Genomic DNA, 25,986 nt, shown 5'->3' on the forward strand with positions numbered 1-25,986 from the left:
CTGGCGTCGTGTCTGAAATCACCCCCGATCTCGTGCGCCATCTCGGTGTGCTCGCCCGGATCCAGCTGAGCGACGAGGAGGTCGAGCGCCTCACCGGACAGCTCGATGTGATCGTCGACAACATCGCCAAGGTCTCGGAGGTCGCCACGCCCGAGGTCCCCGCGACGAGTCACCCCATCGCCATGCAGAACGTCTTCCGCCCCGACGCCGTGGGTGAGACGCTGACCCTCGAGCAGGCGCTCCAGAATGCGCCGGATGCCTCCGACGACCGCTTCCGCGTGACGGCGATCCTGGGGGAGGAGCAGTAGTGAGCGACCTGACGCGACTGAGCGCCGCCGCGCTCGCCGAGAAGCTTTCCGCCGGCGAGGTCTCCAGCGTCGAGGCGACCCAGGCCCACCTCGACCGCATCGCCGAGGTCGACGGAGACGTGCACGCCTTCCTGCACGTGAGCGACCACGCGCTCGCCGTCGCGGGCGAGATCGACCGCCGCCGTTCGTCCGGCGAGGCGCTCGGTGCGCTGGCCGGCGTGCCCCTCGCGATCAAGGACGTGCTCGTCACGACCGACATGCCCTCGACGAGCGGCTCGAAGATCCTCGAGGGCTACATGTCGCCTTTCGACGCGACGGTCGTCGCACGCTCGCGCGCCGCCGGACTCGTCCCTCTCGGCAAGACCAACATGGACGAGTTCGCGATGGGCTCCTCGACCGAGCACTCGGCGTACGGCCCGACGCGGAACCCCTGGGACCTCGACCGCATCCCGGGCGGCTCCGGCGGCGGTTCGGCCGCGGCCGTCGCGGCTTTCGAGGCGCCGCTCGCGCTCGGGTCCGACACAGGCGGCTCCATCCGCCAGCCGGCGCATGTGACGGGCACGGTGGGCCTCAAGCCCACGTACGGCGGAGTGAGTCGCTACGGTGCGATCGCGCTGGCCTCGAGCCTCGACCAGGTGGGTCCGGTCACGCGCACCGTGCTCGACGCGGGGCTGCTGCACGACGTCATCGGCGGGCACGACCCGCACGATTCGACCTCCCTCACCGACGAGTGGCCGTCATTCGCCGAGGCCGCCCGCGAGGGAGCGCGCGGTGACGTGCTCAAGGGGCTCAAGGTCGGGGTGATCTCGGAGCTTCCCGACAGCGGCTTCCAGTCGGGTGTCTCGGCATCCTTCCGGGAGGCGCTCGCGGTGATGGAGGCGCAGGGCGCCGAGATCGTCGAGATCAGCGCACCCCACTTCGAGTACGGAGTGGCCGCCTACTACCTCGTCCTCCCCGCCGAGGCATCCAGCAACCTCGCCAAGTTCGACTCGGTGCGCTTCGGCCTTCGCGTGACGCCCCACGCGGCATCCACTGTCGAAGAGGTCATGGCCGCCACGCGAGACGCCGGCTTCGGCGACGAGGTGAAGCGTCGCATCATCCTCGGCACCTACGCCCTTTCGGCCGGCTACTACGACGCCTACTACGGCTCGGCGCAGAAGGTGCGCACCCTCATCCAGCGCGACTTCGACGAAGCTTTCACCCGGGTGGACGTCATCGCCACCCCATCCGCGCCCACGACGGCGTTCAAGCTCGGCGAGAAGATCGACGACCCGCTGCAGATGTATCTCAACGACGTCACCACGATCCCCGCCAACCTCGCGGGGGTGCCGGGGATCTCGATCCCCTCGGGTCTCGCCGCAGAGGACGGCCTGCCCGTCGGCATCCAGTTCCTCGCTCCCGCCCGTGAGGACGCGCGCCTCTACCGCGTCGGCGCTGCGCTCGAAGCGGCGCTCGTTGACTCGTGGGGCGGCCCGCTCCTCGACAGGGCTCCGGCGATCGGTGCGAAGGGAGGCGTCCGCTGATGGCGAAGGATGCGCTGATGGACTTCGACAAGGCCCTCGAGCTGTACGAGCCCGTGCTCGGGTTCGAGGTGCACGTCGAACTGAACACGAAGACGAAGATGTTCTCGGCCGCGCCCAACCCGGCGCACGAGGACAATCACGCCTCGACGCCGAACACGCTCGTGGCGCCGGTCGACATGGGTCTCCCCGGCTCGCTCCCCGTCGTGAACGAAGAGGCCGTCCGCTACTCGATCAGCCTGGGCCTCGCACTCGGCTGTTCGATCGCGCCGTCGAGCCGCTTCGCGCGCAAGAACTACTTCTACCCGGATCTCGGCAAGAACTACCAGATCTCGCAGTACGACGAGCCCATCGCATTCGAAGGCGAGGTGGAGGTCGAGCTCCTCGACGGCACGATCGTCACCGTGCCGATCGAGCGTGCGCACATGGAAGAGGATGCCGGCAAGCTGACGCACGTCGGCGGGTCGACGGGACGCATCCAGGGGGCGGAATACTCGCTCGTCGACTACAACCGCGCGGGCGTTCCGCTCGTCGAGATCGTCACGAAACCGATCTTCGGCGCGGAGGAGCGGGCACCCGAGCTCGCGGCCGCGTACGTGCGGACGATCCGCGACATCGTCATCTCGCTCGGGATCTCGGAGGCCCGCATGGAGCGCGGCAATCTCCGCTGCGACGCCAACGTGTCGCTGCGGCCTCGCGGCCAGGAGAAGCTCGGCACGCGCACCGAGACCAAGAACGTCAACTCCATGCGCTCCGTCGAGCGCGCCGTGCGGTACGAGATCCAGCGTCAGGCGGCGATCCTGTCGTCGGGCGGCTCGATCACGCAGGAGACGCGGCACTGGCACGAGGACACCGGGACGACCTCGCCCGGCCGGCCCAAGTCCGACGCCGACGACTACCGCTACTTCCCCGAGCCCGATCTGCTGCCGGTGGCTCCCTCGACGGAGCTCATCGAGGGTCTGCGGGCGCAGCTCCCCGAGCCGCCCGCAGCCCACCGCCGACGGCTCAAGGCCGACTGGGGCTTCGGCGACATCGACTTCCGGGGGATCGTCAACGGCGGGGTGCTCGCCGAGGTCGAGGCGACGATCGCCGCGGGCGCATCGCCCGCCGCGGCGCGCAAGTGGTGGACCGGCGAGGTCGCACGCATCGCGAACGCAGAAGGCCGCGAGCCTTCGAGCCTCGTGACGCCTGCCGAGATCGCCGCGCTGCAGAAGCTGGTCGATGCCGGCACCCTGACCGACAAGCTCGCCCGTCAGGTGCTCGAGGGCGTCATCGCAGGGGAGGGGACGCCGCAGGAGATCGTCGACGCCCGCGGGCTCGCCGTCGTGTCCGACGACGGTGCACTCATCGCGGCGATCGATGAGGCCCTCGCCTCGCAGCCCGACGTGCTGGCGAAGATCCGCGACGGCAAGGTGCAGGCCGCCGGCGCCGTCATCGGCGCCGTTATGAAGGCGATGAAGGGCCAGGCCGACGCGGCTCGCGTGCGCGAGCTCGTCCTCGAGCGCGCGGCGCAGTAGCCCGCAGCGGCTGTCGGCAGCCGCGGAGAGAATGGGCGTATGGGACGCGGGGACGGATCGGGTCGGGTCGTCTCGCCCGAAGGGGCGGACGACACCGGCACCGGCATCCTGCACGTCGACATGGACGCCTTCTACGCGTCTGTCGCGATCCTCGACGACCCGTCGCTCAAGGGCAAGCCGGTGATCGTCGGCGGCATGGAGGGCCGGGGCGTCGTCTCCAGCGCCTCGTACGAGGCTCGTCGGTACGGCGTGCGGTCGGCGATGTCGACGGCTCAGGCGCTTCGACTCTGCCCCACGGCGATCGTCGTGCCGCCCGACTTCGATCGCTTCATCGCGCTCTCGAAGCAGGTCATGAAGATCTTCAACGACATCACGCCCCTGGTCGAGCCGCTCTCGATCGACGAGGCGTTCCTCGATGTCCGCGGTGCGCGCCGACTATGGGGGAGCCCCGGCCGGATCGCCGTCATGCTGCGCCGCCGGGTCCTCGAAGAGACGGGCCTCACATGCAGCGTCGGCGTCGCCGCGACGAAGCACGTCGCGAAGATGGCATCCACGCTGAGCAAGCCCGACGGTCTGCTGATCATCGCCGCGCCGGACACCCAGGCGTTCCTCGCCGCTCAGCCGGCCCGGGCCATGTGGGGGATCGGCCCGAAAGCGGCGGAGTCACTCGCGGCGCGAGGCATCCATTCGGTCGCCGACATCCTGCAGACGCCGCCCGAAGTCCTCGACCGCGCGCTCGGGCGCGCGATGGGCGATCGCATCTGGCACCTCGCGCGCGGACTCGATCCGCGGAGCGTCGATACGGCGCGGATCGAGAAGAGCGTCGGACACGAGGAGACCTTCTTCCAGGACGTCGACGACCCCGCCGCCCTGCGGTCGGAGTTCCGCCGCCTCGCCGACCGCGTGGGGTCCCGCCTGCGAAAGGGCGGCTGGGAGGCGTCGACGATCGCGATCAAGGTGCGGTTCGCCGACTTCACGACGATCAGCCGTTCGCAGACGCTTCCCGAGCCGACGAATGTCGGGCAGCGGATCGGAGAGGCCGCGCTCGAGCTCTTCGCGTCCGTCGACCGTGTACTCCCGGTGCGGCTCGTGGGGGTGCGCGGCGAGAAGCTCCGGCCGACCCGCGACGATGCGCCCACGCTTTGGGACGACGACGAGGAATGGCGCCGTGTCGAGGGCGCACTCGACGACGCCGTCGCCCGGTTCGGCACAGGAGCGGTGACGCGTGCGACGCTTCTCGGCTCATCGCGCGGCGGCTCGTCGCTGCCGTCGCATCCTCCGGCACCGCCCACGGAATGAATCCCCACGGCGGGTGACCCTGGGCATCCCGCGGACGGCCGGGTAGCGTGGGGGCATGCCCAACATCGCACTCGAGCTCGGCAAGCAGTCGGCATCTCTTGGCATCAACGCCGCCTACGGCGAACAGCGCGATGTCGGGGGTGTGCAGGTCATCCCCGTGTCGCTGAGCTGGACCGGCTTCGGCGGCGGGAGCGACGACGCCGGCAACGGCGGCGGCGGGGGAGGCGGCTGGGCCGTTCCCGTCGGCGCGTACATCCGCCGGGGCGGCGAGGTGCGCTTCGAGCCGAACATCGTCTCGCTCCTGACGGTCGCGATCCCCTTCGTATGGGTCGCCGGCCGCGCGCTCAGCCGTGTCATCCGCGCCCTCAAGAAGTAACGCCGACCCGGTCGCCGCAGCCCTCGACACCGCCGCCGTGCGCGTCCTCGACGCGGTGCGGGACCTCGGCGTGTCCAATCCGGTCGTCCTCATCGACGGTCAGAGCGGAGCGGGCAAGACGAGCCTGGCCAAGCAGCTCGTGGCCCGGTGGCCTCTCACGGGCCGGGTCCAGCTCGTCGCACTCGACAGTATCTACCCGGGCTGGGACGGCCTCGCCGACGGCGTGGAGGCGGCGCGCACGCTCATCCTGGTCCCGCACGGACGCGGCGTCCTCGGGATCTGGCAGCGGTGGGACTGGGATGCCTCGGCCCCCGCGGAAGCGCACGCGGTCGATCCGTCGCTGCCGCTCATCGTCGAGGGCTCGGGCCTGATCACAGGAGCCACCGCTCGGCTCGGCGATGTGCGGGTCTGGCTGGAATCGCCCCTGGTATCGCGCAAGCGTCGCGCTCTCGAACGTGACGGCGAGATCTACCGCCCGCACTGGGAGCAGTGGGCTGAACAGGAGGAGCGCCACCTCGTGCGCGACGACCCTCGTCGGCACGCGACGCACATGTTCGCGATCCCGTGAGGGGGGATTCCTCGTCGCCGTCAGTCCTCGCCGTCGGCGGCGCGGACCAATCCGTCGAGGCGGTAGCCGATCCAGTCGTAGACGCCGAAGCGCGGGTCGTCGTCGACATGGTCGTCTTCGTGCTCGATGCCGAGGCGAGAGGCGAGGACGAGACGGATGGCGGCGAGCGTCCGCAGCCACGCCTGCAGCGCATCGGGGTCGAGACGGATGAGGGTGATCTCGAGCTCGGCCTCTTCCGCCTCTCGTTCCTCGGTCGGAAGTGCAGCCTCGTGCAGGCTCGCAAGGACGGCCGCGGCATCCGTCGACCGTCTTTCCAGGAGGTCGCGCTGGGTGAGCTCGCGGAACTCCCGCGCCGACTCGGCATCGCCGGTATACGCGTCGGGGACGAGCCGCAGGACGGCGGGATCTTCAGGGAGGCCGGCGCCCGACTCGTCGAGCAGGTCTGCGAACTGCACGACGAGTCCGGCGAGGTGGGACGCCTCCATCCGCGAGAGCTCGAGGACGACGAGTCGGTCAGGGGTCATTGCGGTGCCTCTCGAACGGTCGCCCACAGTCCGTAGTCGTGCATCGCCCGCGCGTGCAGCTCCATCTGCTCACGCGCGCCTTCGGCCACAACGGCGTGCCCGTCGTGGTGCACGGCGAGCATGAGGCGCTCGGCCTGCGCACGGGGGAACCCGAAGTACTCACGGAAGACGTGCACGACATAGCTCATGAGGTTGACGGGGTCGTTCCACACGACCGTCTGCCACGGCCGGACGGCTTCGGGTGTCAGGCGGAGGTCGACGTCCTCCGTGCGCTCGGGGGCGGTTGCCGTAATCATCACGCCCACCCGAGTTCGTGCAGTCGATCGTCGTCGATGCCGTAGAAGTGCGCGATCTCGTGGACGAGCGTCGTGTGCACCTCGTCGCGGAGCTCTTCCTCGTCGTCGCACGCGTGAAGATGCGGTTCGCGGTACACGATGATGCGGTCGGGGAGCTCGCCGCCGCCGTAGCGTCCGCGTTCGGTGAGCGCCCATCCGTCGTAGAGTCCGAACAGGTCGAGACTCCCGTCCTCGGGTCGGTCTTCGACGACGAACACGACGTTGTCGAGGCCGTCGATCATGTCGTCCGGCAGCTGATCGAGCTCATCGGTGACGAGAGCCTCGAACGCCTCGACATCCATCTCGATCATCGCCGACTCGCGCAATAGGAATTGGGGTGAGTAACGGGACTTGAACCCGCGACCCCCTGGACCACAACCAGGTGCTCTACCAACTGAGCTATACCCACCATGTCTCCCGCGTGAGCGGGCAACCAGAAGATTCTCTCACACCCCGGGAGCGAACGTTGACACGACGGATGCCGCGGCCGCCCGCGCCCCGTCGCTGGTCGGTCCGGGCTGGGGGACGAAGACCGCCTGGCGGTAGTACGCCAGCTCTCGGATCGACTCGCGGATGTCGGCGAGGGCCCGGTGCCCGCCGCCCTTCGCCGGCGCGTGGATGTACGCACGCGGGTACCAGCGACGTGCCAGTTCCTTGATGCTCGATACGTCGACGTTGCGATAGTGCAGCCACCGGTCGATCCGCGGCATGTACTTGGCGAGGAACATGCGGTCCGTCCCGATCGTGTTGCCCGCGAGCGGGGCCTTCCCCTCGTGTGCGACGAACTGCTGGATGTACTCCAGGGCCTGGAACTCGGCATCCGCGAGGCTCACACCCTGCGGGATCTCATCCAGCAGCCCGGACGAGGAGTGCATCGCGCGGACGAACTCGCTCATGTGCTCGAGCGACGAGTCATCGGGCTTGATGACGATCTGGAACCCCGGATGCACGGGGCGCAGCTCGAAGTCGGTGATGACCACCGCGATCTCGACGAGCTCATCGATCTCGAGATCGAGGCCCGTCATCTCGCAGTCGATCCATACGAGCCGATCGTTCTCGGAAGCGCCCACCATGAAGCCATCCTAATGATGGCCGCCGACGCGGCATCTGAGCCCCTCCGGGAGGATTCGAACCCCCGACCTGGCGGGTAGAAACCGCTCGCTCTGTCCCCTGAGCTACGGAGGGAAGGTGAGTATCAGGCTACCGGCCCGCGCCGAGCGAGCGGAAACCGGGAGCCGCGATGCGCACGCAGTTTCCGAGAACTGCCTGTCAATGCCTGGCAGACACGGTAGGTGCGGCGTAGCGTCGGGGACGCCGAGAGGACGACGACGTCGAAGGGGTTGCATCATGAGCGAGACGCAGACGCGGCGCCTGTGGGTGGCATTCGGACCTGCGGGGGCGGTTGGCACGATCGAGAAGACCGGCGGGAGCGCCTACGCCGTGAAGATGGCGGGAGCGGATGCTCCGATCGGCACCTATCCGTCGATGGATGTCGCGAAGAACGCCCTGCACGCGCACATGAAGCCGGGTTCCGACTGGCCCGAGTTCCGCGAGCACTGAGCCTCCAGCGGGAGGCGAGCCGCACCGAGCGCCCCTCGCACTGGGGTTCGGCAAGCGGATCGAATCCGGCGTGTCGTCTGATCGACGTGCCGATCGATGCGGTCACTCCGCCGTCTGAGGTTCCGGCGCGGCGGACGTGGCGCGGACCGTCGTTCCGCGCCGTGTGTCGAGCAGCGGAAGCGCGAGGTGCACGAGCGGGCCGATGAGCACCGCGAACAGCACAGTGCCCACGCCCACGGTTCCCCCGAGCAGCCATCCCACGAACAGCACGGACAGCTCCACCAGCGCTCGGCATGCGAAGATCGGCCAGCCCAGGCGGCTGTGCATGCCGGTCATGAGCCCGTCGCGCGGCCCCGGGCCGAAGTGCGCGCCGATGTAGAGGCCGGACGCGACCGCCACGAGAAGGATGCCTCCGAAGAGCGCGGCGAACTGAGCTGCGACCCCGCTCATCGGCGGGATGACCGAGAGGGCGAACTGCATGCTCGTCCCCACGAGCACGATGTTCGCGATCGTGCCGATCCCGGGCTTCTGGCGGAGGGGGATCCACAGCAGAAGCACCAGGAACCCGATGATGCTCGTCATCCACCCGATCCCGATGCCCGTGTGGATGGAGACGCCCTCAGCGAATACCGTCCACGGATCCACTCCGAGGCCGGCTTCGACAGTCAGCGCGCACCCGATGCCGTAGAGGACCAGGCCGACGAGCAGCTGAAGGACGCGACGTGTCATGCCACCATCCAATCGCACGATTGGACTGACACCTGCAGTCCAATTCCCCTATGCTGGCCCCATGGACTCGAGGGTGTCGGCGCGCGCACTCACCGCGACGCTCGGCGGATGGCGTACGCGGGAGCCCGCGTACGAGGCGCTGGCCGACGGCATCCGGTTGCTCTGCCTCGACAACCGCCTTGCGCCGCGCACGGCATTGCCCGCGGAGCGAGAGCTGGCAGCCGCGCTCCAGGTGAGCCGGAGCACGGTGGCTGCGGCATACCGCAGCCTCCGCGAGACGGGCCACATCGCCAGCGTGCGAGGTTCCGGCAGCGAGACCCTCCCGCTTCGACGTCGCGATCCCGGCAGAGTCGCCACTCCGGACGGCGCGATCGACCTGCAGCAGGCGAGCCCGCCGTCCTGGCCGGGCCTCGCAGGTGTCATCGCCGAGGTCGCGGGCCAGGCGGCCGCGCTCGTGTCGCGCGTCGGCTACGACGTCCTCGGCCGGCACGACCTCCGCGCCGCGATCGCCGACCAGTACACGCGTCGGGGCATCCCGACCGATGCCGGCGAGGTCCTGGTTACGACGGGTGCTCAATCCGCGATCCATCTGCTCGCCTCGGTGCTGCTGGGTCGGGGGGATCGCGTCCTGATCGAGACCCCCACCTATCCGCACGCCGCCGATGCCTTCCGTCGAGCCGGCGCTCGGCCGGTCGGGGTGCCCGTGACGACAGCGGACGGATGGGATCTCGACCGCGCCGAGCAGGCGTTCGCCCGCACCCTGCCGGTCGTCGCCTACCTCATGCCGGATTTCCAGAACCCCACGGGGCGCTCCATGACACCCGAGGATCGATCCGTCATCCTGGCGGCCGCCGAGCGCGCAGGGACCGTGCTCGTCCTCGACGAGACGACGGCAGACCTCGACATCGACCGCGGCTGGATCGCGCCGGCCTTCCTCCACGGAGAGCCCGGTTCGGTCGTGCGACTGGGATCGCTCGGCAAGACCGTGTGGGGTGGCCTGCGGGTCGGCTGGATCCGTGCGCAGTCCGACCTCATCCGCCGGCTGGTGGCGGCTCGGTCGACGCAGGACCTCGGTACACCCGAATTCGAGCAAGCGGTGGCGGCTGCTCTTCTGCCGCGGTTCGGGGAAGTCGTCGCCCAGCGTTCCCACCTCCTGCGCGCCGGGCGGGACACGCTCATCGACGCTCTTCGCACCGGGCTCCCCGAGTGGTCCGTGCCGACGCCCCCCCGGAGGTGTAGCGCTCTGGATCGGACTCGACGCGCCGCTGAGCTCGGCGCTCGTCATGGATGTGCGGAGCCGGGGACTGCTCCTGTCGGCCGGATCGCGCTTCGCGGTCGACGGCGGCCACGATCGCCATCTTCGCGTCCCGTTCACGGCGTCGCTCGATGAGCTGCGCACCGCGGCCGACATCCTCAGCGAGGCATGGCCGCGGGTGCGCAGCGGCGCTCCGGTGACCGTCGTCGACCAGCTCGAAGCCGTCGTGTAGTCAGCGAGCGAATCGCAGGCAGTCGATCGCGTCGTCTGCCGACCAGAACTCTCCGAGCTCTCGGAACACCCGCGACGCGACGTGGAAGCGACGCGCTCGGTAGCGCACGCCGCCCATCTCGGCGAAGGCCTGGAGGTGGCCGATGACCCGCCCCTGTGTGTCGATCACGCGCCAGAGGGATGGGGCGACGCGGGCGAGACTGACCGGGGTGCCGGCGCGGAGAGCAGGTGGCGACGAGGGTGCGAGGTCTGTGAGTGCAGTCATGAGGTCTCCTCTCTTGATCGAACATATGTGCGACCTCCGACATTCCCACCGCACCGACTCTTCGAAGCGTCAACGGCTTCTCCTCCACACCCACCGACGTCTCTGATCGATCCACCGGCGTGCTCTGCGGCGCTTCCCGTCGTCCGCGCCCTCGAGATGCTGATGGGAGCGCCGGCGTTCGACGGGCACTCGAGCGCCGGCGCAGCATCCGCGGGAGACATCCGCACGAAGAGAGGAAGCACAATGACCGACACCATCACCATCACGGGCAACGTCGCCACCGAGCCGGAGCACAAGCGCACGCCGGCCGGCGTCGCCATCACGACATTCCGCGTCGCCAGCGGCCAGCGCCGCTACGACCGCAACACCGGTTCCTGGGTCGACTCGCACACGAACTGGTACACCGTCTCGGCGTTCCGGGCGCTCGCTGAGCACGCCTTCCACTCGCTGCGCAAAGGCGACCGGGTGATCCTCACCGGGCGCCTGCGCCTGCGGGAGTGGGAGTCGGGCGCGAAGAAGGGCACGAGCGCGGAGATCGACGTCGAGGCGATCGGCCACGACCTCCTGTTCGGCACCACGCGTTTCGAGAAGGATGCCTCGTCCCTCCCCCTCCGGTGCCCCCGCGGTGGACACCGACTGGGCACCGGCGTCGGCGGCGGGGGAGTGGGCCGTACCCGGAGCAGGTCCGTCCCCCGAGCCGCAGCGTGCCGCCGACGTCGAACCCTCGCCCGTCGAGCGAAAGGAGCTCGCGCTGGTCGGTGCAGGCGGCCGGAACGCAGCCGACGGAGCGCCGACCGACGCCGACACGCCCTTCTGAGGCTCACGGCGGACGCCGTGGCCGCGCCGCCTAGACTCGTCGCGTGCTTCGCCGCTCTCATCCGACCCCCCGGCGGGCGGCGATCACTCGGCGCTCCGGCGCCCTGGCGACCGCGGCGCTCTGCCTCGCGGTTCTCACGGGCTGCGCGGCCGGCCCCCCCGACACGCCGAGTGCGTCCGCGACGGCGTCACTGCCTGCGCCCTCCCCATCGGGTACGGCTTCGGCATCCGCGACTGCGGCCCCGGCCCTCGTGCTGCGGCCCGACGGGAGCGCGAGCGACAACCTTGCTTACTTCACGTCGATCGTCGCAGCCGTCTGGGCCGGTCCGGACAGGGCGTCAGGTCGCGCATATATCGACGCCCTGGCGACCGCGGGCTTCGACAAGGGCGCGATGCAGGTGACGAACGACGAGTCCACGGTGGGCAATCCGGCGGAGAGCATCCAGTTCTCGGTTCTGTGGGCGGGCGAGTGCCTGGTCGGACAGGTGGGGCCGGCGACCGGCGAGCCCGTCACGACAGTGCTCCCGGTCGTCGGTGAGGGCAGCTGTCTCATCGGACAGACCCGGCCCATCGACTGGTGATGCAGCTCGCGCCGGGCCGCGGCAAGCCCCGGCGCGTGGCGGGTCGCGGCATCCCTCGCGGGAAGCGCCTCCCGGCCCGCCCCTAGACTGGACAGGTTATGGCTGAGTACATCTACTCCATGGTCCGCGCCCGCAAGGCAGTGGGCGACAAGCTCATTCTCGATGACGTCACGATGGCCTTCCTCCCCGGTGCCAAGATCGGCATGGTCGGTCCGAACGGCGCCGGAAAGTCGACGATTCTGAAGATCATGGCCGGGCTCGACCAGCCGTCGAACGGCGAGGCCAAGCTCTCGCCGGGGTTCAGCGTCGGCATCCTCATGCAGGAGCCGGAGCTCGACGAGTCCAAGACCGTCCTCGAGAACATCCAGGACGGGATCGCCATCAAGGCGAAGGTCGACCGGTTCAACGAGATCTCCGGGCTCATGTCCGACCCCGACGCCGACTTCGACGCGCTGCTCGCGGAGATGGGCCAGCTGCAGGAGGAGATCGACGCGGCTGACGCGTGGGACCTCGATTCTCAGCTCGAGCAGGCGATGGACGCTCTTCGCACTCCGCCCGGCGATGCCGAGATCGCACCCCTCTCCGGTGGTGAGAAGCGCCGCGTCGCACTCACGAAGCTGCTCCTGCAGAAGCCCGACCTCCTGCTCCTCGATGAGCCGACGAACCACCTCGACGCCGAGAGTGTGCTCTGGCTCGAGCAGCACCTTCAGAAGTACCCCGGCGCCGTGATCGCCATCACGCACGACCGGTACTTCCTCGACAACGTCGCGGAGTGGATCGCGGAGGTCGACCGCGGCCGGCTCATCGGGTACGAGGGCAACTACTCGACCTACCTCGAGAAGAAGGCCGAGCGGCTCGCCATCCAGGGCAAGAAGGACGCGAAGCTCGCCAAGCGCCTCGCGGAGGAGCTCGACTGGGTGCGCTCGAACCAGAAGGGCCGGCAGGCGAAGTCGAAGGCGCGCCTCGCCCGGTACGAGGAGATGGCCGCGGAGGCCGACCGCACGCGCAAGCTGGACTTCGAGGAGATCAGCATCCCGCCGGGGCCGCGTCTGGGCAGTGTTGTCATCGACGCGAAGAAGCTGCAGAAGGGCTTCGACGGTCGATCGCTCATCGACGGTCTGAGCTTCACGCTCCCGCCGAACGGAATCGTCGGCGTCATCGGCCCGAACGGTGTGGGCAAGACCACGCTGTTCAAGACGATCGTCGGTCTCGAGCCGCTCGACGGCGGGGTGCTCAAGATCGGCGAGACCGTCAAGATCAGCTACGTCGACCAGTCGCGCTCCAACATCGATCCGAACAAGACGCTGTGGGAGGTCGTCTCGGACGGCCTCGACATCATCACCGTCGGCAAGACCGAGATCCCCTCGCGCGCCTACGTATCCAAGTTCGGGTTCAAGGGGCCGGACCAGCAGAAGAAGGCCGGCGTCCTCTCGGGTGGTGAGCGCAACCGTCTCAACCTCGCGCTCACGCTCAAGGAGGGCGGCAACCTGCTCCTTCTGGACGAGCCGACGAACGACCTCGACGTCGAGACGCTCCAGTCCCTCGAGAACGCGCTTCTCGAGTTCCCCGGCTGCGCCGTCGTCATCACGCACGACCGGTGGTTCCTCGACCGGATCGCGACGCACATCCTCGCCTACGAGGGCACCGACGAGAACCCCGACCAGTGGTACTGGTTCGAGGGGAACTTCGAGGCCTACGAGGAGAACAAGATCCAGCGCCTCGGCCCCGACGCCGCCAAGCCCCACCGTTCGACCTATCGCAAGCTGACGCGCGATTGAGCCAGGGCAGCCGAGCTCGCTCGGATTCCCTGGCGACTGCAGCGTGTCGACGAGCGCAGTGAGGATCACGCGTGACTGACCAGCCGATCGCGACCGTGGAGGCGACGCCGGAAGGGCGCCGCCTCCACATCCCGATCCCGCTCCGGTGGGGCGACCTCGACGCGTTCAACCACGTCAACAACACGTCGATGCTCAAGCTGCTCGAAGAGGCGCGCGTGCGCGCTTTCTGGCAGCCCGACCCGGGGGAGACCGCGCCGCCGACCGCGGTGCTCGATTCCGGTCTGCACAGCGGGGTACTCACCCTCATCGCGCGGCAGGAGATCGAGTACCTCGCCCCGGTGCCGTACCAGCGCTTCCCCCTCGACGTGCAGATGTGGTTCGGCAAGCTCGGCGGGTCCAGCATCGAGGTCTGCTACGAGGTGTGCAGCCCCCGCGAGATGGCCGATGCCGACGGACGTCAGACCGTATACGCGCGCGCCACGACGGTCGTCGTGAAGGTGGATGCCGCATCCGGCCGGCCGTTGCGGCTGACGCCCGAGGAGCGCGCCGCGTGGACGCCCTACCAGGGCGAGCCGATCAACTACGCGCACCGGCGCTGAGCACCCCTCAGGACGGGACGCGGACCGTGATCTCCTGCGCGACGCTCGCGATCAGCACGCCGTCGCGCGAATAGATCCGCCCCGTCGCGAGCCCGCGCCCCCCGCGAGCGCTCGGTGACTCCTGCACATACAGCAGCCAGTCGTCCACGCGCCCAGGCCGGTGCCACCACATCGCGTGGTCGAGGCTCGCGACCTTGAGCCCCGGCGTCGCCCAGGCCACGCCGTGGGCGCGCAGGATCGACTCCTGGATGGTCAGGTCGCTGAGATAGGCCAGCGCGGCGCGGTGGACGGCATCGTCATCCGGCAGCGGACTGCGGGTTCGCATCCACACCGCCTGCCGAGGCACCCGATCACCCTCGACCGTCACGTAGATCGGCGAGGGCACGTGGCGCACGTCGACCGGTCGGTCCAGGAACAGGCGCTTCGTCATCGGATGCAGCCCCGTGAGGTGGTCCTCGACGTCAGGCAGCTCATCCGGGAGAGGGATGCCTTCGGGAACCGCCTGCTGGTGCTCGATGCCGGGATCCTCATCCTGGAACGACGAGATCATCGAGAAGATCGGCACGCCCTCCTGGAACGCCTGCGTCCGCCGCGTGGAGAAGGAGCGGCCGTCGTGGATGCGATCCACCGCGAACGTGATCCCCTTGGAGGAGTCGCCGGGCCGGAGGAAATACCCGTGCATCGAGTGGACGACACGCCCCTCCGGAATCGTCCGGTCGGCGGCCACGATCGACTGCGCGAGGACCTGCCCGCCGTAGACACGGCCGAGGGGCATGGGCTGCGAGACGCCGGTGAAGATGTCCTCGGTCGTGCGCGCGTCGGAATCGGCCAGGTCGAGCACCGAAAGCAGCGCGGCGACCGGATCGGCGTCCCGCGGCTTCTCTTGCGGCTCCGCGGCGTCGGTCACGTCGTCCTCCAGGCGGCCGGGGGGCGGCGGCTTCCGCACCGCTTGGTAGTTTAGGGCGGATGTCGCAGCGCCTTCTCTTCTCCGATCCCGAGGCCGCGGCCGACGCCCTCACCTTCGCCGGCCGCACCGCGCGGCTCGGTGACAGCGGCGTCCGCCTGCAGGCCGCCAACGGCACACTGGCCATGACGTCGGCACCACTCGCCCCGCGCGGCCTGTTCGACACGACGCCGACGATCCTCGCCCTCCGCGCCCTCCCCGTCGATCCCGAGCTCGTCTGCGACCTCGTCGTCGACCCCACGCTTCTCGTTCTCGCCGACGACGACCGGTCGGCTGTTGTCCTTCCCGACGTCGCGCAGTCGCCCGCGTGGGCGGGGATCGCGCCGCCGCGGGGCGGGTGGGAGCCGGCCGGGGGGATCGAGGCATCCGTCCTCGCCGCCAGGGCGCAGTACGGCATCGCGGCCGTCGCCGAGGCGATGCCCGCCGACCCCGGCGAGGACGTCGTGCGGACCGTCCGGGCGAGCGTCTGGGGCGCACCAGACGAGGCCCTCGGCGGGTTGCCGCTCGGCACGGCCTTCGCCGCCTTCACGCTCGGCTTCATCGTCGGCGAGGAGGAGGCCGCGGTCCGCCGCACCTCGGCCTGGACGCGAGTGAGCCTGCGGCGCGGCCACGTGCTCGTCCGCGGTCCCGTGCGCTCGGGCCTCACCCCCGTGCGAGAGACCGGCACGGGCGCCTAGCTGAACATAGCGGGCGCGGAACGCGCTCAAGCGCCACTCCGCCGGGTCGCGGGTGCAAGACTGACGCCGTGACCTTGATCGACGACGCCATCTACGTCGACGGCCGCCGCGTGGCGAGCCCCGCGAGCCTGGCCGGCACGCTGCACGCCCTCGACCTCGCGGGTGGATTCGCCTGGATCGGCCTCTATCGGCCGACGGAGGAGGAGCTCGGGACGGCCGCCGCCGAGTTCGGCCTTCACGAGCTCGCGGTCGAGGATGCGCTCACGGGTCATCAAAGGGCCAAGCTCGACCGCTACGGGGAGACGAGATTCGTCGTCCTGCGACCCGCGCGGTATATCGACGCCGACGAGTCCGTCGAGTTCGGCGAGGTGCACGTCTTCGTCGGACCGAACTTCGTGATCGCCATCCGGCACGCCGAGTCGCCCGATCTCGCTAAGGTCCGTGCTCGGCTCGAGAGCGCCCCCGACCTGCTCCAACGCGGACCGCTCGGCGTGCTGTACGCCATCGTCGACCAGGTCGTCGACGAGTATGAGCCGGTCGTCGCCGGTCTCGAGAACGACATCGACGAGATCGAATTCCAGCTCTTCTCCGGCGACCGGGCGGTAGCCAAGCGCATCTACGGTCTCGCAGGGGAGGTCATGGAGCTCCAGCGCGCCATCCGCCCGCTCGTGAAGATCATCACGACGCTTCGCGAGGACCTCGAGAGCGGCGACGCCGACGACCCGCACGCCCTCGAGCTGCGCCGTTCCTTCCGGGATGTGCTCGACCACGTGATCTCCATCACGGAGAAGGCGGACGAGTTCCGCCAGACCCTCTCCAACGCGCTCATGACGCACTCGACCCTCGTGGCGCAGCAGCAGAACGACGAGATGCGCACCCTCACCGAGACGAGCCTCGCGCAGAGCGAGCAGGCGAAGAAGATCTCGGGGTGGGCCGCGATCATCTTCGCCCCGTCGCTCGTTGCGGCGATCTACGGCATGAACTTCCGCGCGATGCCGGGCACCTCTTGGGGCGGCGGCTTCCTCTTCGCCCTGCTCCTCATGCTCGCGTCGGCGGTCGTGCTGTACCTCGTCTTCCGCGCGAGAAGGTGGCTGTAAGCCGCGACCTCGGGAATGCGGCTCAGACGACCGATGCCGCGGCCCGGCCGGCGATGCGGCCCGAGAAGAGGCATCCGCCGATGAAGGTGCCCTCGAGTGCGCGATAGCCGTGCACACCGCCGCCGCCGAATCCGCTCGCCTCGCCCGCCGCGTAGAGGCCCGGAACGGGGTCGCCCGAGGCCGCCAACGCGCGACCGGACAGATCGGTCTCGATCCCGCCGAGCGACTTGCGCGTGAGGACGTGGAGCTTGACCGCGATCAGCGGGCCGGCCGCCGGGTCGAGGATGCGGTGCGGGGCGGCTGTCCGGATGAGCCTGTCCCCGCGATACGCCCGGGCGGAGCGCAGCATCGCGATCTGCGCATCCTTCGTGAAGTCGTTCTCGATCTCCCGGTCGCGGGCCTCGAGCTCCATCCGCACGCGATCACCGTCGAGCACGTCGCCGCCCGGAAGGGCCTTCATCCCGGCGATGAGGTCGGGAAGGTTGTCGCGCACGACGAAGTCCGCGCCCTTGTCCATGAACGCCTGCACGGGGCCCGCCGCGCCCTTGCCGAGGCGCGAGCGGACGAGGAGCGGGACGTCCTTGCCCGTGAGGTCGGGGTTCTGCTCGCTGCCCGACAGCGTGAACTCCTTCTCGATGATCCTGTGCGACAGCACGAACCACGAGTGGTCGTGGCCCGTCGCACGCAGGTGCGCGAGGGTCCCGAGCGTGTCGAACCCGGGGTAGAGCGGCACGGGCAGCCGGTTGCCGGTCGCATCGAGCCAGAGGGACGAGGGTCCGGGGAGGATCCGGATGCCGTGGCCCGGCCACACCGGATCCCAGTTCTGCAGTCCCTCGACGTAGTGCCACATGCGGTCGCCGTTGATCACGCGGGCTCCGGATGCCTCGGCGACGGGCAGCATCGACCCGTCGACGTAAGCCGGCACCCCCGTCACCATCGTGGCGGGAGCGGTGCCGAGCCGAGCCGGCCACATCGCGCGCACCAGGTCGTGGTTGCCGCCGATGCCGCCTGACGAGACGATCGTTGCCGAGGCGGTCACGTCGAAGTCGCCGACGACCTCGCGTGAGCTGACCGCGCCGCGGACCGAGCCCGACGGCGCGAGGATCGTCCCGGATGCGCCCGTGACGGCACCGCCCGCGGTCGTGAGCGAGGTCACGCGGTGACGCGGGAGGATGGTGATCCGGCCCGCCGCCTCGCCCGCCTCCACCGCTGCGGCGAAGGGCGCCACGATCCCCGGCCCCGTGCCCCACGTGATGTGGAAGCGCGGCACCGAGTTGCCGGGGCCGGTGGCGCCGTAGCCGCCGCGCTCAGCCCATCCGACGACAGGGAAGAACCCGACGCCCTTCTCGCGAAGCCATGACCGCTTCTCGCCGGCCGCGAACTGCAGGTAGGCCTCGGCCCAGCGCCGGGGCCAGGCATCCTCGTCCCGGTCGAATCCCGCGGTGCCGAACCAGTCCTGGCGGGCCAGGTCGAGCGAGTCCTTGATGCCCATGCGGCGCTGCTCGGGGGAGTCTACGAAGAACAGCCCGCCGAACGACCACCACGCCTGGCCGCCGAGGTTCGAGCGAGGCTCCTGGTCGACGATGACGACCCTCTTGCCGGCTGCGGCGGCCTCGCTCGCCGCGACGAGACCGGAGAGGCCCCATCCCACGACGAGGACGTCGGCGGAGTGATTCTGAGTGGTGGCGGGGGGCATGGCGACTCCTTCGTCGTCGTGTCGTGCGGGTTCGCGTCAGGTGGTGCGGGTATCGGGCTGCTGAGCCGTGACAGGAAGGGAGGATGCCGCGCGCCCGCCGGCTGCCGGACCGATGCCGGTCGGCTCGAACGTGTTGACCATCGCATGCGCGGCCCGCTGCAGGTAGTCCCAGAGAGTGGCCTCGTGGAGCGGTGGGAGCTCCAGCGCGTCGACGGCGGCGCGCATGTGCGAGAGCCAGCGGTCCCGCGCGTCGGGGTTGACGTGGTACGGCGCGTGCCGCATCCGCAGTCGCGGGTGACCGCGCTGCTCGCTGTACGTCGTGGGTCCGCCCCAGTACTGCTCCAGGAACATCGTCAGACGCACCTGAGCCGGGCCGAGGTCCTCCTCGGGATACATGGGCTTGAGCACCTCGTCCTCGGCGACACCGCGATAGAACGTGTCGACGAGGCGCACGAAGGTCTCGCGGCCGCCGATCTCCTCGTAGAAGGTCAGGGGCGAGGCATCCGTCGCCTGGGGGTCGGAGGAAGGCGTGGGGTGCTGCTCGGTCATGGTGTCGGCTCTCCGTCGGGACGGTCGGCGGCGTCGTCGTGACGCTTGGCCCGCGGCTTCTTGGGCTTCCAGACCGGCTTCTCGGGGACTTTCGTCACGGGGGTCGGGCGGGTCTTCGGCGGGTTGGCGCCGCGCACGCTCTGCGCCGCGTCGAGTCCGGTGAGCGTGATCGAGGTGAGCTGGGGGAGCGTGAGACCGAGCTCGTCGATCGCGTTCTTCAGGCGCATGCGCAGCTCCCGCGCAACGTCGTCCTTGGCGTTCGGGCGGGTCTTCATGACGAGACGGATGACGACAGCATCGCCCGACACCGACTCGAGGCCCCAGACCTCCGGCGTCTCGAGGATGCGACTGCGCCACTTGGGCTCGTTGCGCAGCCCCTTCGCCGCGTCGAGCATGGCGTCCTCGACCTCGTCGATGTCGGCATCGACGGGGACGGCAAGGTCGACGATGACGCGCGACCAGCCCATCGACATGTTGCCGATGCGGGTGATCTCGCCGTTGCGCACGTACCAGAGGGTGCCGTTGACGTCGCGCACGTTCGTCACGCGCACGCTCACATACTCGACGATGCCGGTCGCGAGCCCGAGGTCGACGACGTCGCCGATGCCGATCTGGTCCTCGGCGACGATGAAGATGCCGTTGAGGACGTCCTTGACGATGTTCTGCGCGCCGAAGCCGAGGCCGGCGCCGATCGCCGCCGTGAGGAGCGTGAACGAGCCGATGATCTCGCTGTTGATCCGGTAGACGATCAGGATGATCGCAACGATGACGATCGTGACGTTGACGATGTTCGTGAGGATCGAGCCGAGCGTCCGCGTCCGCTGCACGAGACGCACCTGTGCGATGGGGGACCGGTCGAGCGCCTGAGTGTCGTCGACGTTGGCCTTCGACTTGGCGCCGCGGACGATCCGGCCCACGATCCGGTCGATCACGCTGCGCATGATCCAGGCGAGCAGCATCGCGCCGAGGATGATCCCGAGGATCGAGAGCAGCGTCAGCCCGGCGTTCGTGAAGAAGGCCGGCATCCCCGCCCAGAGCTCTTCCCAGTTGATCGGAGCGATCCCGCCACCACCGTCCGCGCTAGTCATCTGCATCGACTCGATCCTATTCGGCGGCGCCTCACCGCCCCCCTGAATGCCTGTGCAGACGACGGATGCCTCGCCCCGGCGCGGGGCGAGGCATCCGTCATCGCTCAGCGCGCGTCGCGCTCCTGCACGGCCAGCGCGCGCTCGGTGCCCGCGAGGTTCTCGTTGACGAGACGGCGCAGGGCCGGGGCGGCATCGGCGTGGGCCGCGAGCCAGGCGCGGGTCGCATCGCGCAACTGCACGTTCGCGAGGGCGGCGGGATAGAGGCCGACGATGAGGTACTGCGCGATCTGGTAGGTGCGCGAGTCCCAGATGGGCAGCAGCATGTCGAAGTACGGGCCCACGAACGCCCCGAGCTGCTCGACGCTCGCGGGGTGCGTTAAGCCGGCAGCGGCGGCACGGACGATGGTGTTGGGCAGGTCGTCGCTGTCGATGAGCGACGCCCATGCCGCCTTCTTCGCGTCCGCCGTCGGGATCGCCGCCTTCGCCTGGGCCGCGAACTCGCCGCCCTTCGCGGTGTTGTCGGCCGCGAGGGCCTCATCGATCTGCGCCTCGGTCGCGACTCCGCCCGCGGCGAGCGACACGAGCAGCTGCCATGAGAGGTCGGTGTCGATCTCGAGGCCGTCGAACGAGATCTCGCCGTCGCGCACCTGGCGGACCTTCTCCCACTGCGCCGACGTCGAGGCGGCGCTGGCGAAGGCCGTCACGAGCTGAAGCTGGCTGTCGCTGCCCGGCTCGGCGGCCTGCGCGAGGTCCCAGAGCGCGTTCGCGACCTTCTCGCGGGACGCCGACCGCTTCTCGGGGGCGACGTACGAGTTGGCGGCGAGCTGAAGCTGCCCGAGCGTGGTCCGCACGGTGGTCGACTCGGTCTCGGCGCCGATGTTGCGCAGCACCAGGTCGATGTAGTCGCTCGGGGAGGCCTCGGCATCGCGCGTCTGGTCCCACGCGGCGCCCCACACGAGCGAGCGCGCGAGCGGGTCGCTGATCTTGGCGAGGTGCTCGATCGCCGTCGACAGGGAGCGCTCGTCGAGCCGGATCTTCGCGTAGGCGAGGTCTTCGTCGTTGAGGAGCACCAGGTCGGGACGCTCGACGCCCTTGAGCTCGGGCACTTCGGTGAGGTCGCCGTCCACATCGAGCTCGACGCGGTGCACCCGCACGAGCGCGTCGCCCTGCAGGCTGTAGAAGCCGACGCCGAGGCGGTGCGGGCGGATGGTCGGATAGTCGGCGGGGGCGGTCTGCACGACCGCGAAGCGCGTGATGCGGCCGTCGACATCGGTCGTGATCTCGGGTGAGAGCGTGTTGACCCCTGCCGTCTCAAGCCACTTCTTCGACCACGTCGCGAGCTCGCGGCCGCTCGTCGTCTCGAGCTCGGCCAGCAGGTCGGAGAGCTCGGTGTTCGAGAACTCGTGCTTCTTGAAGTAGGCGGCCACGCCGGCGAAGAAGGCCTCCACGCCGACCCATGCGGCGAGCTGCTTGAGCACCGATCCACCCTTGGCGTAGGTGATGCCGTCGAAGTTGACCTGCACGTCCTCCAGGTCGTTGATCGTCGCGACGACGGGGTGCGTCGAGGGGAGCTGGTCCTGGCGGTAGGCCCAGGTCTTCTCCATCGCGTTGAACGTCGTCCACGCCTCGGTCCACTCGGTGGCCTCGGCAGTGGCGATCGTCGACGCCCATTCGGCGAACGACTCGTTGAGCCAGAGGTCGTTCCACCACTTCATCGTCACGAGGTCGCCGAACCACATGTGGGCGAGCTCGTGGAGGATCGTGACGACACGACGCTCCTTGACGGCATCCGTCACCTTGCTGCGGAAGACGTACGTCTCGGTGAAGGTGACGGCGCCTGCGTTCTCCATGGCGCCCGCGTTGAACTCGGGGACGAAGAGCTGGTCGTACTTCTCGAACGGGTAGGGGTAGTCGAACTTCGCCTCGTAGTACGCGAAGCCCTTTCGCGTCGTCTCGAAGACGTACTCGGCGTCCATGTAGGGCCAGAGGCTCTTGCGGGCGTACACGCCGAGCGGGATGACGCGGCCCGACGCGCTGGTCAGCTCGGACGTCGTGACCTCGTACGGTCCCGCGATGAGCGCCGTGATGTACGACGAGATCTTGGGCGTGGGCGCGAAGGTCCAGGTCGCGGACCCGTCGCCGTGCTTCTTCGGCTCGGGCGTGGGGGAGTTGCTGACGACCTTCCACGGCTCAGGAGCCGTGACGGTGAACTGGAACGTCCCCTTGATGTCGGGCTGCTCGAACACCGCGAAGACGCGGCGAGAGTCGGGCACCTCGAACTGCGAGTACAGGTAGACCTCGCCGTCGACCGGGTCGACGAAGCGGTGCAGGCCCTCGCCCGTGTTGGTGTAGAGGGCGTCGGCGTCGACCACGAGCTCGTTGTCGGCCGCAAGGTCGTCGAGAGCGATGCGCGAATCGGCGAAGGCCGTCGCGGGGTCGATCGAGCGGCCGTTCAGCGTGATCTCGCGCACGCTCTGCGCGATCAGGTCGATGAACGTCGACGCGCCCTCCGTCGCGGGGAAGCGCACGACGGTGCGGGATCCGAAGATCTCGTCGCCCTGCGTCAGATTCAGGCTGATCTCGTACGAGATCCCGGACCCCGAGGGGTCGATGATCGCGCGGCGCTCCTGCGCCTCGACGCGGGTGAGGTTCTCTCCAGGCACTTCGCTCTGCTCCCGTTTGTGATGGGGGATGGACGCCTCGCACGGATGCTGCTGGCTCCGGCGACAACCGTCCCAGCCTATGCCAGGAGGTGTCTCGCGATGGAGCCATGTGGACCCTGCCCCCGCCTGCCGGTGACAGGATGGTCCGGTGGTCGACGCGCACGAGATTCAGCAACCCGACAGCACGAGCCAAAAGGGTCTCGTCCCGTTCGCCTCCCCCGAGGCTTCGTCCGGTGAGCCGCACATCGAGACGCCGGTCGCATACGACGCGATCCTGCTCGCGAGCTTCGGCGGACCCGAGGGACAGGACGACGTCATCCCCTTCCTGCGCAACGTCACGCGCGGTCGCGGCATCCCCGACGAGCGGCTCGAAGAGGTCGCGCATCACTACCGCCACTTCGGCGGCGTGAGCCCCATCAACGAGCAGAACCGGGCGCTCAAGGCGGCGCTCGAGGACGAGCTGGCCCGCCGGGGGATCGATCTGCCCGTCTACTGGGGCAACCGCAACTGGGCGCCGTACCTGGATGAGGCGGTGACGGATGCCGCGGCATCCGGTCGTACGAAGCTCATCGCCATCGCCACGAGCGCCTACAGCTCCTTCTCGAGCTGCCGTCAGTACCGCGAGGACTTCGCGCGCGTGCTCACCGAGACGGAGCTCGCCGGCACCGTCACGATCGACAAAGTGCGGCAGTTCTTCGATCACCCGGGATTCGTCACTCCGTTCGCGGAAGGCGTGCGGGACGCCGTCACGGGCTACCTGTCGCAGGGGATCGCGCCCGAGGCGGTCCGCGTTCTCTTCTCGACGCACAGCGTGCCCATGGACGACGCACGCCGCTCCGGTCCGCGCGACGTCGAGTGGGGGGACGGCGGCGCCTACGCCACGCAGCACCTCGCGGTCGCGGAGCGGATCATGTCGGACCTCGCAGCCGAGGAGCCCGCCGCCGGCCGGGTCGGCTGGGAGCTCGTCTACCAGTCGCGGTCGGGGCCGCCGTCGCAGCCGTGGCTCGAGCCCGACATCAACGACGTCATCGAAGGACTGCCGGCGAAGGGGATCGAGGCCATCGCCATCGTCCCGCTCGGCTTCGTGAGCGACCACATGGAGGTGCTCTGGGACCTCGACACCGAGGCGATGGAGGCCGCTCAGGAAGCCGGCATCAAGGCCGTGCGGACGCCCACCCCGGGCGTCGACCCCGCGTTCGTCAAGGGACTGGTCGACCTGGTGCTGGAGCGCGTCAATGGGGCTCCGACTTCCGACCGCCCGCACGAGACCGACCTCGGTCCGTGGTTCGACGTCTGCCGTCCCGGCTGCTGCGAGAACATCCGGGCGGGCTTCAAGCCGGCCGCCGCGGGCATCGCGCCCTGACCTCCGGCCGAACCGCCCTCCTTCCGCGTCCCTAGGATTGGCCCATGCGCATCCACATCGCGACCGATCACGCCGGCCTCGAGTTCTCGACCCAGCTGCAGCACCACCTGGCTGGGGCGGGACACGATGTCGTCGACCACGGTCCCCTCGACTACGAGCCCCTCGACGACTACCCCGCGTTCTGCATCCGCGCCGCCCAGGCGGTCGTGCGCGATCAGGCGGCGGGGATGCAGTCCCTCGGCGTCGTGTTCGGCGGTTCGGGCAACGGCGAGCAGATCGCCGCGAACAAGGTCGAGGGCGTTCGTGCGGCGCTGGTGTGGAGCATCGCGACCGCCGAGCTCGCGCGCGAGCACAACGACGCCAACGTCATCGCGATCGGCGCCCGTCAGCACACGTTCGAGGAGGCGGCCTCATTCATCGACCGCTTCATCGCGACGCCGTTCTCGAACGAGGAGCGCCACATCCGTCGCATCCACCAGATCGCCGACTTCGAGAGGGACGGCAGCCTGGTGCCCGACCCGCGTGCCGGTGGTGCCCTGAGCGCACCGACCGGCGGCGAGTCCGCCGACGCGATGGACCCCGAAGCAGGCTGATGCCCGAGGGCCATTCCGTCCACCGGATCGCACGACAGTTCGATCGCAACATCGTCGGGCGCGCCGTGCGCGCGTCGAGCCCCCAGGGCCGCTTCGCCGAGGGCGCAGAGCTGCTCGACGGCCGTGTCGCGGAGGCGGTCCGGGCAGTCGGCAAGCAGATGTTCCTCGGGTTCGAGGGCGACACGTGGCTGCGCGTCCACCTCGGCATGTACGGGGCGTGGGACTTCGCCGGCGAGGTCGTCGCCGACCCGACGATCGCCTCGGCGAACGGGCGGATGGGGCAGACCAACCAGCGCGGGACGATCCTGGACGACGACGAGCCGGTCCTCGACAGCGCGGGCGAGAACTCGCTCACCTCGATCGGGGCGCCGCGTCGCGCCCGCGTGCACGTGCGCATGTCGGAGCAGACGACGGGTCTTCCCGAGGAGGACGGGGAATGGCCGCCACCCGTCGTCGGTCAGGTCCGCCTGCGGCTTCTGACGGACGTCACGTGCGCCGACCTGCGCGGTCCGACCGCGTGTCAGATCCAGTCGCCCGACGAGGTCGCCGCGACGATCGCGAAGCTCGGCCCCGACCCGCTCGTCGACGACATCGCCGAGGGGGAGGAGCGCTTCACATCGGTCGTGCGACGCAAGCCGACGCCGATCGGGCTGCTGCTCATGGATCAGTCGGTCGTCAGCGGCATCGGCAACGTCTATCGCGCCGAGCTCCTCTACCGTGCGCGCCTCAACCCCCACACTCCCGGGCGCGAGGTGCCCGAAGACGTGGTGCGGGCGATCTGGCGCGACTGGGTCGGTCTGCTCGCCATCGGCGTCGAGACCGGCCAGATGATGACGATGGACGATCTCGACCCGGAGCGTTGGCGTGCCGCGATGGCCAATCGCGAAGATCGGCACTGGGTCTACCGCCGGCAGGGCCTGCCCTGCCGAGTCTGCGGGACCGCGATCCTCCTCGAGGAGATGGGCTCCCGCAAGCTGTACTGGTGCCCGTACTGCCAGGCATGAGCCGACGGGCGGCGGCCGCGGCATCCGCCTT

At 69.5% G+C, this 25,986-nt stretch carries 28 protein-coding genes, 2 tRNA genes and 1 pseudogene; 18 read left to right on the top strand and 13 right to left on the bottom strand.

The window, feature by feature from the left end:
* Positions 1–8: 8 nt before the first annotated feature.
* The 6 genes from gatC to G5T42_RS14365 are packed head-to-tail and all read left to right on the top strand — an operon-like array spanning position 9 to position 5,588.
* Positions 9–308: an Asp-tRNA(Asn)/Glu-tRNA(Gln) amidotransferase subunit GatC gene (gene gatC / locus G5T42_RS14340; protein WP_165129473.1), complete on the top strand. Its 300-nt coding sequence runs from the start codon at positions 9–11 to the stop codon at positions 306–308.
* Entirely contained in the window at positions 308–1,831 is a 1,524-nt protein-coding gene (gene gatA / locus G5T42_RS14345) for an Asp-tRNA(Asn)/Glu-tRNA(Gln) amidotransferase subunit GatA (RefSeq protein ID WP_165129474.1), read from the top strand. The genes gatC and gatA overlap by 1 nt, the downstream gene beginning before the upstream one ends.
* Entirely contained in the window at positions 1,831–3,345 is a 1,515-nt protein-coding gene (gene gatB, locus G5T42_RS14350) for an Asp-tRNA(Asn)/Glu-tRNA(Gln) amidotransferase subunit GatB (RefSeq protein ID WP_165129475.1), read from the top strand. The genes gatA and gatB overlap by 1 nt, the downstream gene beginning before the upstream one ends.
* A 39-nt stretch (positions 3,346–3,384) precedes the next feature.
* Positions 3,385–4,644 carry a DNA polymerase IV gene (gene dinB, locus G5T42_RS14355; RefSeq protein WP_165129476.1) on the top strand — a complete coding sequence of 420 codons (1,260 nt, stop codon included), beginning with the start codon at positions 3,385–3,387 and terminating at the stop codon, positions 4,642–4,644.
* Between the two features lie 55 nt (positions 4,645–4,699).
* Entirely contained in the window at positions 4,700–5,020 is a 321-nt protein-coding gene (locus G5T42_RS14360; protein WP_165129477.1) for a hypothetical protein, read from the top strand.
* Positions 4,995–5,588: a hypothetical protein gene (locus tag G5T42_RS14365; protein WP_165129478.1), complete on the top strand. Its 594-nt coding sequence runs from the start codon at positions 4,995–4,997 to the stop codon at positions 5,586–5,588. Before G5T42_RS14360 ends, G5T42_RS14365 begins: the two co-directional genes overlap by 26 nt.
* Before the next feature lie 20 nt (positions 5,589–5,608).
* Here G5T42_RS14365 and G5T42_RS14370 read toward each other — a convergent pair whose 3' ends face one another.
* The 6 genes from G5T42_RS14370 to G5T42_RS14395 form a co-directional block, all read right to left on the bottom strand.
* The gene (locus G5T42_RS14370; RefSeq protein WP_165129479.1) at positions 5,609–6,112 is read right to left on the bottom strand and encodes a DUF2017 family protein; all 504 of its coding nucleotides are present in this window, start codon (positions 6,110–6,112) and stop codon (positions 5,609–5,611) included.
* Positions 6,109–6,417, bottom strand: a complete 309-nt coding sequence (clpS, locus tag G5T42_RS14375; RefSeq protein ID WP_165129480.1) for an ATP-dependent Clp protease adapter ClpS — start codon at positions 6,415–6,417, stop codon at positions 6,109–6,111. Before clpS ends, G5T42_RS14370 begins: the two co-directional genes overlap by 4 nt.
* Positions 6,408–6,758 carry a metallopeptidase family protein gene (locus tag G5T42_RS14380; RefSeq protein ID WP_165129481.1) on the bottom strand — a complete coding sequence of 117 codons (351 nt, stop codon included), beginning with the start codon at positions 6,756–6,758 and terminating at the stop codon, positions 6,408–6,410. The genes clpS and G5T42_RS14380 overlap by 10 nt, the downstream gene beginning before the upstream one ends.
* Positions 6,759–6,780: 22 nt before the next feature.
* Positions 6,781–6,856, bottom strand: a tRNA-His gene (locus G5T42_RS14385).
* A gap of 37 nt (positions 6,857–6,893) precedes the next feature.
* Positions 6,894–7,520: an oligoribonuclease gene (orn, locus tag G5T42_RS14390; RefSeq protein WP_165129482.1), complete on the bottom strand. Its 627-nt coding sequence runs from the start codon at positions 7,518–7,520 to the stop codon at positions 6,894–6,896.
* 39 nt (positions 7,521–7,559) lie between these two features.
* Positions 7,560–7,632, bottom strand: a tRNA-Arg gene (locus G5T42_RS14395).
* 162 nt (positions 7,633–7,794) lie between these two features.
* On the opposite strand from G5T42_RS14395, the gene G5T42_RS14400 reads away from it, so the two are divergent.
* Positions 7,795–8,007 carry a methyltransferase gene (locus G5T42_RS14400; protein ID WP_165129483.1) on the top strand — a complete coding sequence of 71 codons (213 nt, stop codon included), beginning with the start codon at positions 7,795–7,797 and terminating at the stop codon, positions 8,005–8,007.
* Positions 8,008–8,109: 102 nt separating this feature from the next.
* On the opposite strand, the gene G5T42_RS14405 is transcribed toward G5T42_RS14400, so the two are convergent.
* Positions 8,110–8,736, bottom strand: a complete 627-nt coding sequence (locus G5T42_RS14405; protein ID WP_165129484.1) for a hypothetical protein — start codon at positions 8,734–8,736, stop codon at positions 8,110–8,112.
* 61 nt (positions 8,737–8,797) lie between these two features.
* Here G5T42_RS14405 and G5T42_RS14410 point away from each other — a divergent pair, with 61 nt between their 5' ends.
* Positions 8,798–10,126, top strand: a complete 1,329-nt coding sequence (locus tag G5T42_RS14410) for a PLP-dependent aminotransferase family protein (RefSeq protein WP_241245841.1) — start codon at positions 8,798–8,800, stop codon at positions 10,124–10,126.
* A gap of 97 nt (positions 10,127–10,223) precedes the next feature.
* On the opposite strand, the gene G5T42_RS14415 is transcribed toward G5T42_RS14410, so the two are convergent.
* On the bottom strand, positions 10,224–10,487 hold the full coding sequence (locus G5T42_RS14415; protein ID WP_165129485.1) for a hypothetical protein: 264 nt from the start codon (positions 10,485–10,487) through the stop codon (positions 10,224–10,226).
* A gap of 243 nt (positions 10,488–10,730) precedes the next feature.
* Between G5T42_RS14415 and ssb the strand changes: the two are divergent.
* From ssb to G5T42_RS14435, 5 genes and pseudogenes are all read left to right on the top strand, one after another.
* Positions 10,731–10,979, top strand: a pseudogene (gene ssb, locus G5T42_RS17800) (single-stranded DNA-binding protein); the annotation flags it as partial.
* A gap of 100 nt (positions 10,980–11,079) precedes the next feature.
* Entirely contained in the window at positions 11,080–11,304 is a 225-nt protein-coding gene (locus G5T42_RS17805; RefSeq protein ID WP_241245842.1) for a hypothetical protein, read from the top strand.
* A 43-nt stretch (positions 11,305–11,347) separates the two neighbouring features.
* Complete coding sequence (locus G5T42_RS14425; RefSeq protein ID WP_241245843.1) at positions 11,348–11,884, top strand: hypothetical protein; 537 nt, start codon at positions 11,348–11,350, stop codon at positions 11,882–11,884.
* A 98-nt stretch (positions 11,885–11,982) separates the two neighbouring features.
* Positions 11,983–13,662 carry an energy-dependent translational throttle protein EttA gene (gene ettA / locus G5T42_RS14430; RefSeq protein WP_165129486.1) on the top strand — a complete coding sequence of 560 codons (1,680 nt, stop codon included), beginning with the start codon at positions 11,983–11,985 and terminating at the stop codon, positions 13,660–13,662.
* A gap of 71 nt (positions 13,663–13,733) precedes the next feature.
* Positions 13,734–14,261, top strand: coding sequence for a thioesterase family protein (locus G5T42_RS14435; RefSeq protein ID WP_241245844.1), 528 nt, complete (start codon positions 13,734–13,736; stop codon positions 14,259–14,261).
* Between the two features lie 7 nt (positions 14,262–14,268).
* On the opposite strand, the gene G5T42_RS14440 is transcribed toward G5T42_RS14435, so the two are convergent.
* Positions 14,269–15,168, bottom strand: coding sequence for an acyl-CoA thioesterase II (locus tag G5T42_RS14440; RefSeq protein WP_165129487.1), 900 nt, complete (start codon positions 15,166–15,168; stop codon positions 14,269–14,271).
* Between the two features lie 59 nt (positions 15,169–15,227).
* On the opposite strand from G5T42_RS14440, the gene G5T42_RS14445 reads away from it, so the two are divergent.
* On the top strand, positions 15,228–15,902 hold the full coding sequence (locus G5T42_RS14445; RefSeq protein WP_165129488.1) for a hypothetical protein: 675 nt from the start codon (positions 15,228–15,230) through the stop codon (positions 15,900–15,902).
* Positions 15,903–15,970: 68 nt separating this feature from the next.
* Positions 15,971–16,999, top strand: coding sequence for a magnesium and cobalt transport protein CorA (locus G5T42_RS14450; protein WP_165129489.1), 1,029 nt, complete (start codon positions 15,971–15,973; stop codon positions 16,997–16,999).
* A 22-nt stretch (positions 17,000–17,021) separates the two neighbouring features.
* Here G5T42_RS14450 and G5T42_RS14455 read toward each other — a convergent pair whose 3' ends face one another.
* From G5T42_RS14455 to pepN, 4 genes are all read right to left on the bottom strand, one after another.
* Entirely contained in the window at positions 17,022–18,695 is a 1,674-nt protein-coding gene (locus G5T42_RS14455) for an FAD-binding dehydrogenase (RefSeq protein WP_165129490.1), read from the bottom strand.
* Between the two features lie 36 nt (positions 18,696–18,731).
* The gene (locus G5T42_RS14460; RefSeq protein WP_165129491.1) at positions 18,732–19,244 is read right to left on the bottom strand and encodes a globin; all 513 of its coding nucleotides are present in this window, start codon (positions 19,242–19,244) and stop codon (positions 18,732–18,734) included.
* Positions 19,241–20,269 (bottom strand): mechanosensitive ion channel domain-containing protein, encoded by a 1,029-nt coding sequence (locus G5T42_RS14465; RefSeq protein WP_241246081.1) that lies wholly within the window; start codon positions 20,267–20,269, stop codon positions 19,241–19,243. The genes G5T42_RS14460 and G5T42_RS14465 overlap by 4 nt, the downstream gene beginning before the upstream one ends.
* A gap of 167 nt (positions 20,270–20,436) precedes the next feature.
* Positions 20,437–22,995 (bottom strand): aminopeptidase N, encoded by a 2,559-nt coding sequence (gene pepN / locus G5T42_RS14470; RefSeq protein WP_165129493.1) that lies wholly within the window; start codon positions 22,993–22,995, stop codon positions 20,437–20,439.
* A 148-nt stretch (positions 22,996–23,143) separates the two neighbouring features.
* Between pepN and G5T42_RS14475 the strand changes: the two genes are divergently transcribed.
* Genes G5T42_RS14475 through G5T42_RS14485 form a run of 3 tightly spaced genes read left to right on the top strand, consistent with a single transcriptional unit; the run spans position 23,144 to position 25,955 of the window.
* On the top strand, positions 23,144–24,358 hold the full coding sequence (locus tag G5T42_RS14475; RefSeq protein ID WP_165129494.1) for a ferrochelatase: 1,215 nt from the start codon (positions 23,144–23,146) through the stop codon (positions 24,356–24,358).
* 44 nt (positions 24,359–24,402) lie between these two features.
* Positions 24,403–24,951, top strand: coding sequence for a ribose-5-phosphate isomerase (locus G5T42_RS14480; RefSeq protein ID WP_165129495.1), 549 nt, complete (start codon positions 24,403–24,405; stop codon positions 24,949–24,951).
* On the top strand, positions 24,951–25,955 hold the full coding sequence (locus G5T42_RS14485) for a DNA glycosylase (RefSeq protein ID WP_165129496.1): 1,005 nt from the start codon (positions 24,951–24,953) through the stop codon (positions 25,953–25,955). Before G5T42_RS14480 ends, G5T42_RS14485 begins: the two co-directional genes overlap by 1 nt.
* Positions 25,956–25,986 lie beyond the last annotated feature (31 nt).

Origin of the sequence: Microbacterium sp. 4R-513 (assembly GCF_011046485.1) — a bacterium.
Lineage (GTDB): Bacteria > Actinomycetota > Actinomycetes > Actinomycetales > Microbacteriaceae > Microbacterium.

Coding starts and splice junctions, on each gene's coding strand:
- G5T42_RS14400 (WP_165129483.1), top strand. CDS start 7,795: ATGAGCGAGACGCAGACGCGGCGCCTGTGGGTGGCATTCGGACCTGCG.
- G5T42_RS14370 (WP_165129479.1), bottom strand. CDS start 6,112: ATGACCCCTGACCGACTCGTCGTCCTCGAGCTCTCGCGGATGGAGGCG.
- G5T42_RS14415 (WP_165129485.1), bottom strand. CDS start 10,487: ATGACTGCACTCACAGACCTCGCACCCTCGTCGCCACCTGCTCTCCGC.
- dinB (WP_165129476.1), top strand. CDS start 3,385: ATGGGACGCGGGGACGGATCGGGTCGGGTCGTCTCGCCCGAAGGGGCG.
- G5T42_RS14410 (WP_241245841.1), top strand. CDS start 8,798: ATGGACTCGAGGGTGTCGGCGCGCGCACTCACCGCGACGCTCGGCGGA.
- G5T42_RS14455 (WP_165129490.1), bottom strand. CDS start 18,695: ATGCCCCCCGCCACCACTCAGAATCACTCCGCCGACGTCCTCGTCGTG.
- gatB (WP_165129475.1), top strand. CDS start 1,831: ATGGCGAAGGATGCGCTGATGGACTTCGACAAGGCCCTCGAGCTGTAC.
- orn (WP_165129482.1), bottom strand. CDS start 7,520: ATGGTGGGCGCTTCCGAGAACGATCGGCTCGTATGGATCGACTGCGAG.
- G5T42_RS14445 (WP_165129488.1), top strand. CDS start 15,228: ATGTCGCAGCGCCTTCTCTTCTCCGATCCCGAGGCCGCGGCCGACGCC.
- G5T42_RS14465 (WP_241246081.1), bottom strand. CDS start 20,269: ATGCCGGCCTTCTTCACGAACGCCGGGCTGACGCTGCTCTCGATCCTC.
- G5T42_RS14360 (WP_165129477.1), top strand. CDS start 4,700: ATGCCCAACATCGCACTCGAGCTCGGCAAGCAGTCGGCATCTCTTGGC.
- G5T42_RS14405 (WP_165129484.1), bottom strand. CDS start 8,736: ATGACACGTCGCGTCCTTCAGCTGCTCGTCGGCCTGGTCCTCTACGGC.
- G5T42_RS17805 (WP_241245842.1), top strand. CDS start 11,080: ATGCCTCGTCCCTCCCCCTCCGGTGCCCCCGCGGTGGACACCGACTGG.
- G5T42_RS14460 (WP_165129491.1), bottom strand. CDS start 19,244: ATGACCGAGCAGCACCCCACGCCTTCCTCCGACCCCCAGGCGACGGAT.
- G5T42_RS14485 (WP_165129496.1), top strand. CDS start 24,951: ATGCCCGAGGGCCATTCCGTCCACCGGATCGCACGACAGTTCGATCGC.
- G5T42_RS14380 (WP_165129481.1), bottom strand. CDS start 6,758: ATGATCGAGATGGATGTCGAGGCGTTCGAGGCTCTCGTCACCGATGAG.
- ettA (WP_165129486.1), top strand. CDS start 11,983: ATGGCTGAGTACATCTACTCCATGGTCCGCGCCCGCAAGGCAGTGGGC.
- G5T42_RS14480 (WP_165129495.1), top strand. CDS start 24,403: ATGCGCATCCACATCGCGACCGATCACGCCGGCCTCGAGTTCTCGACC.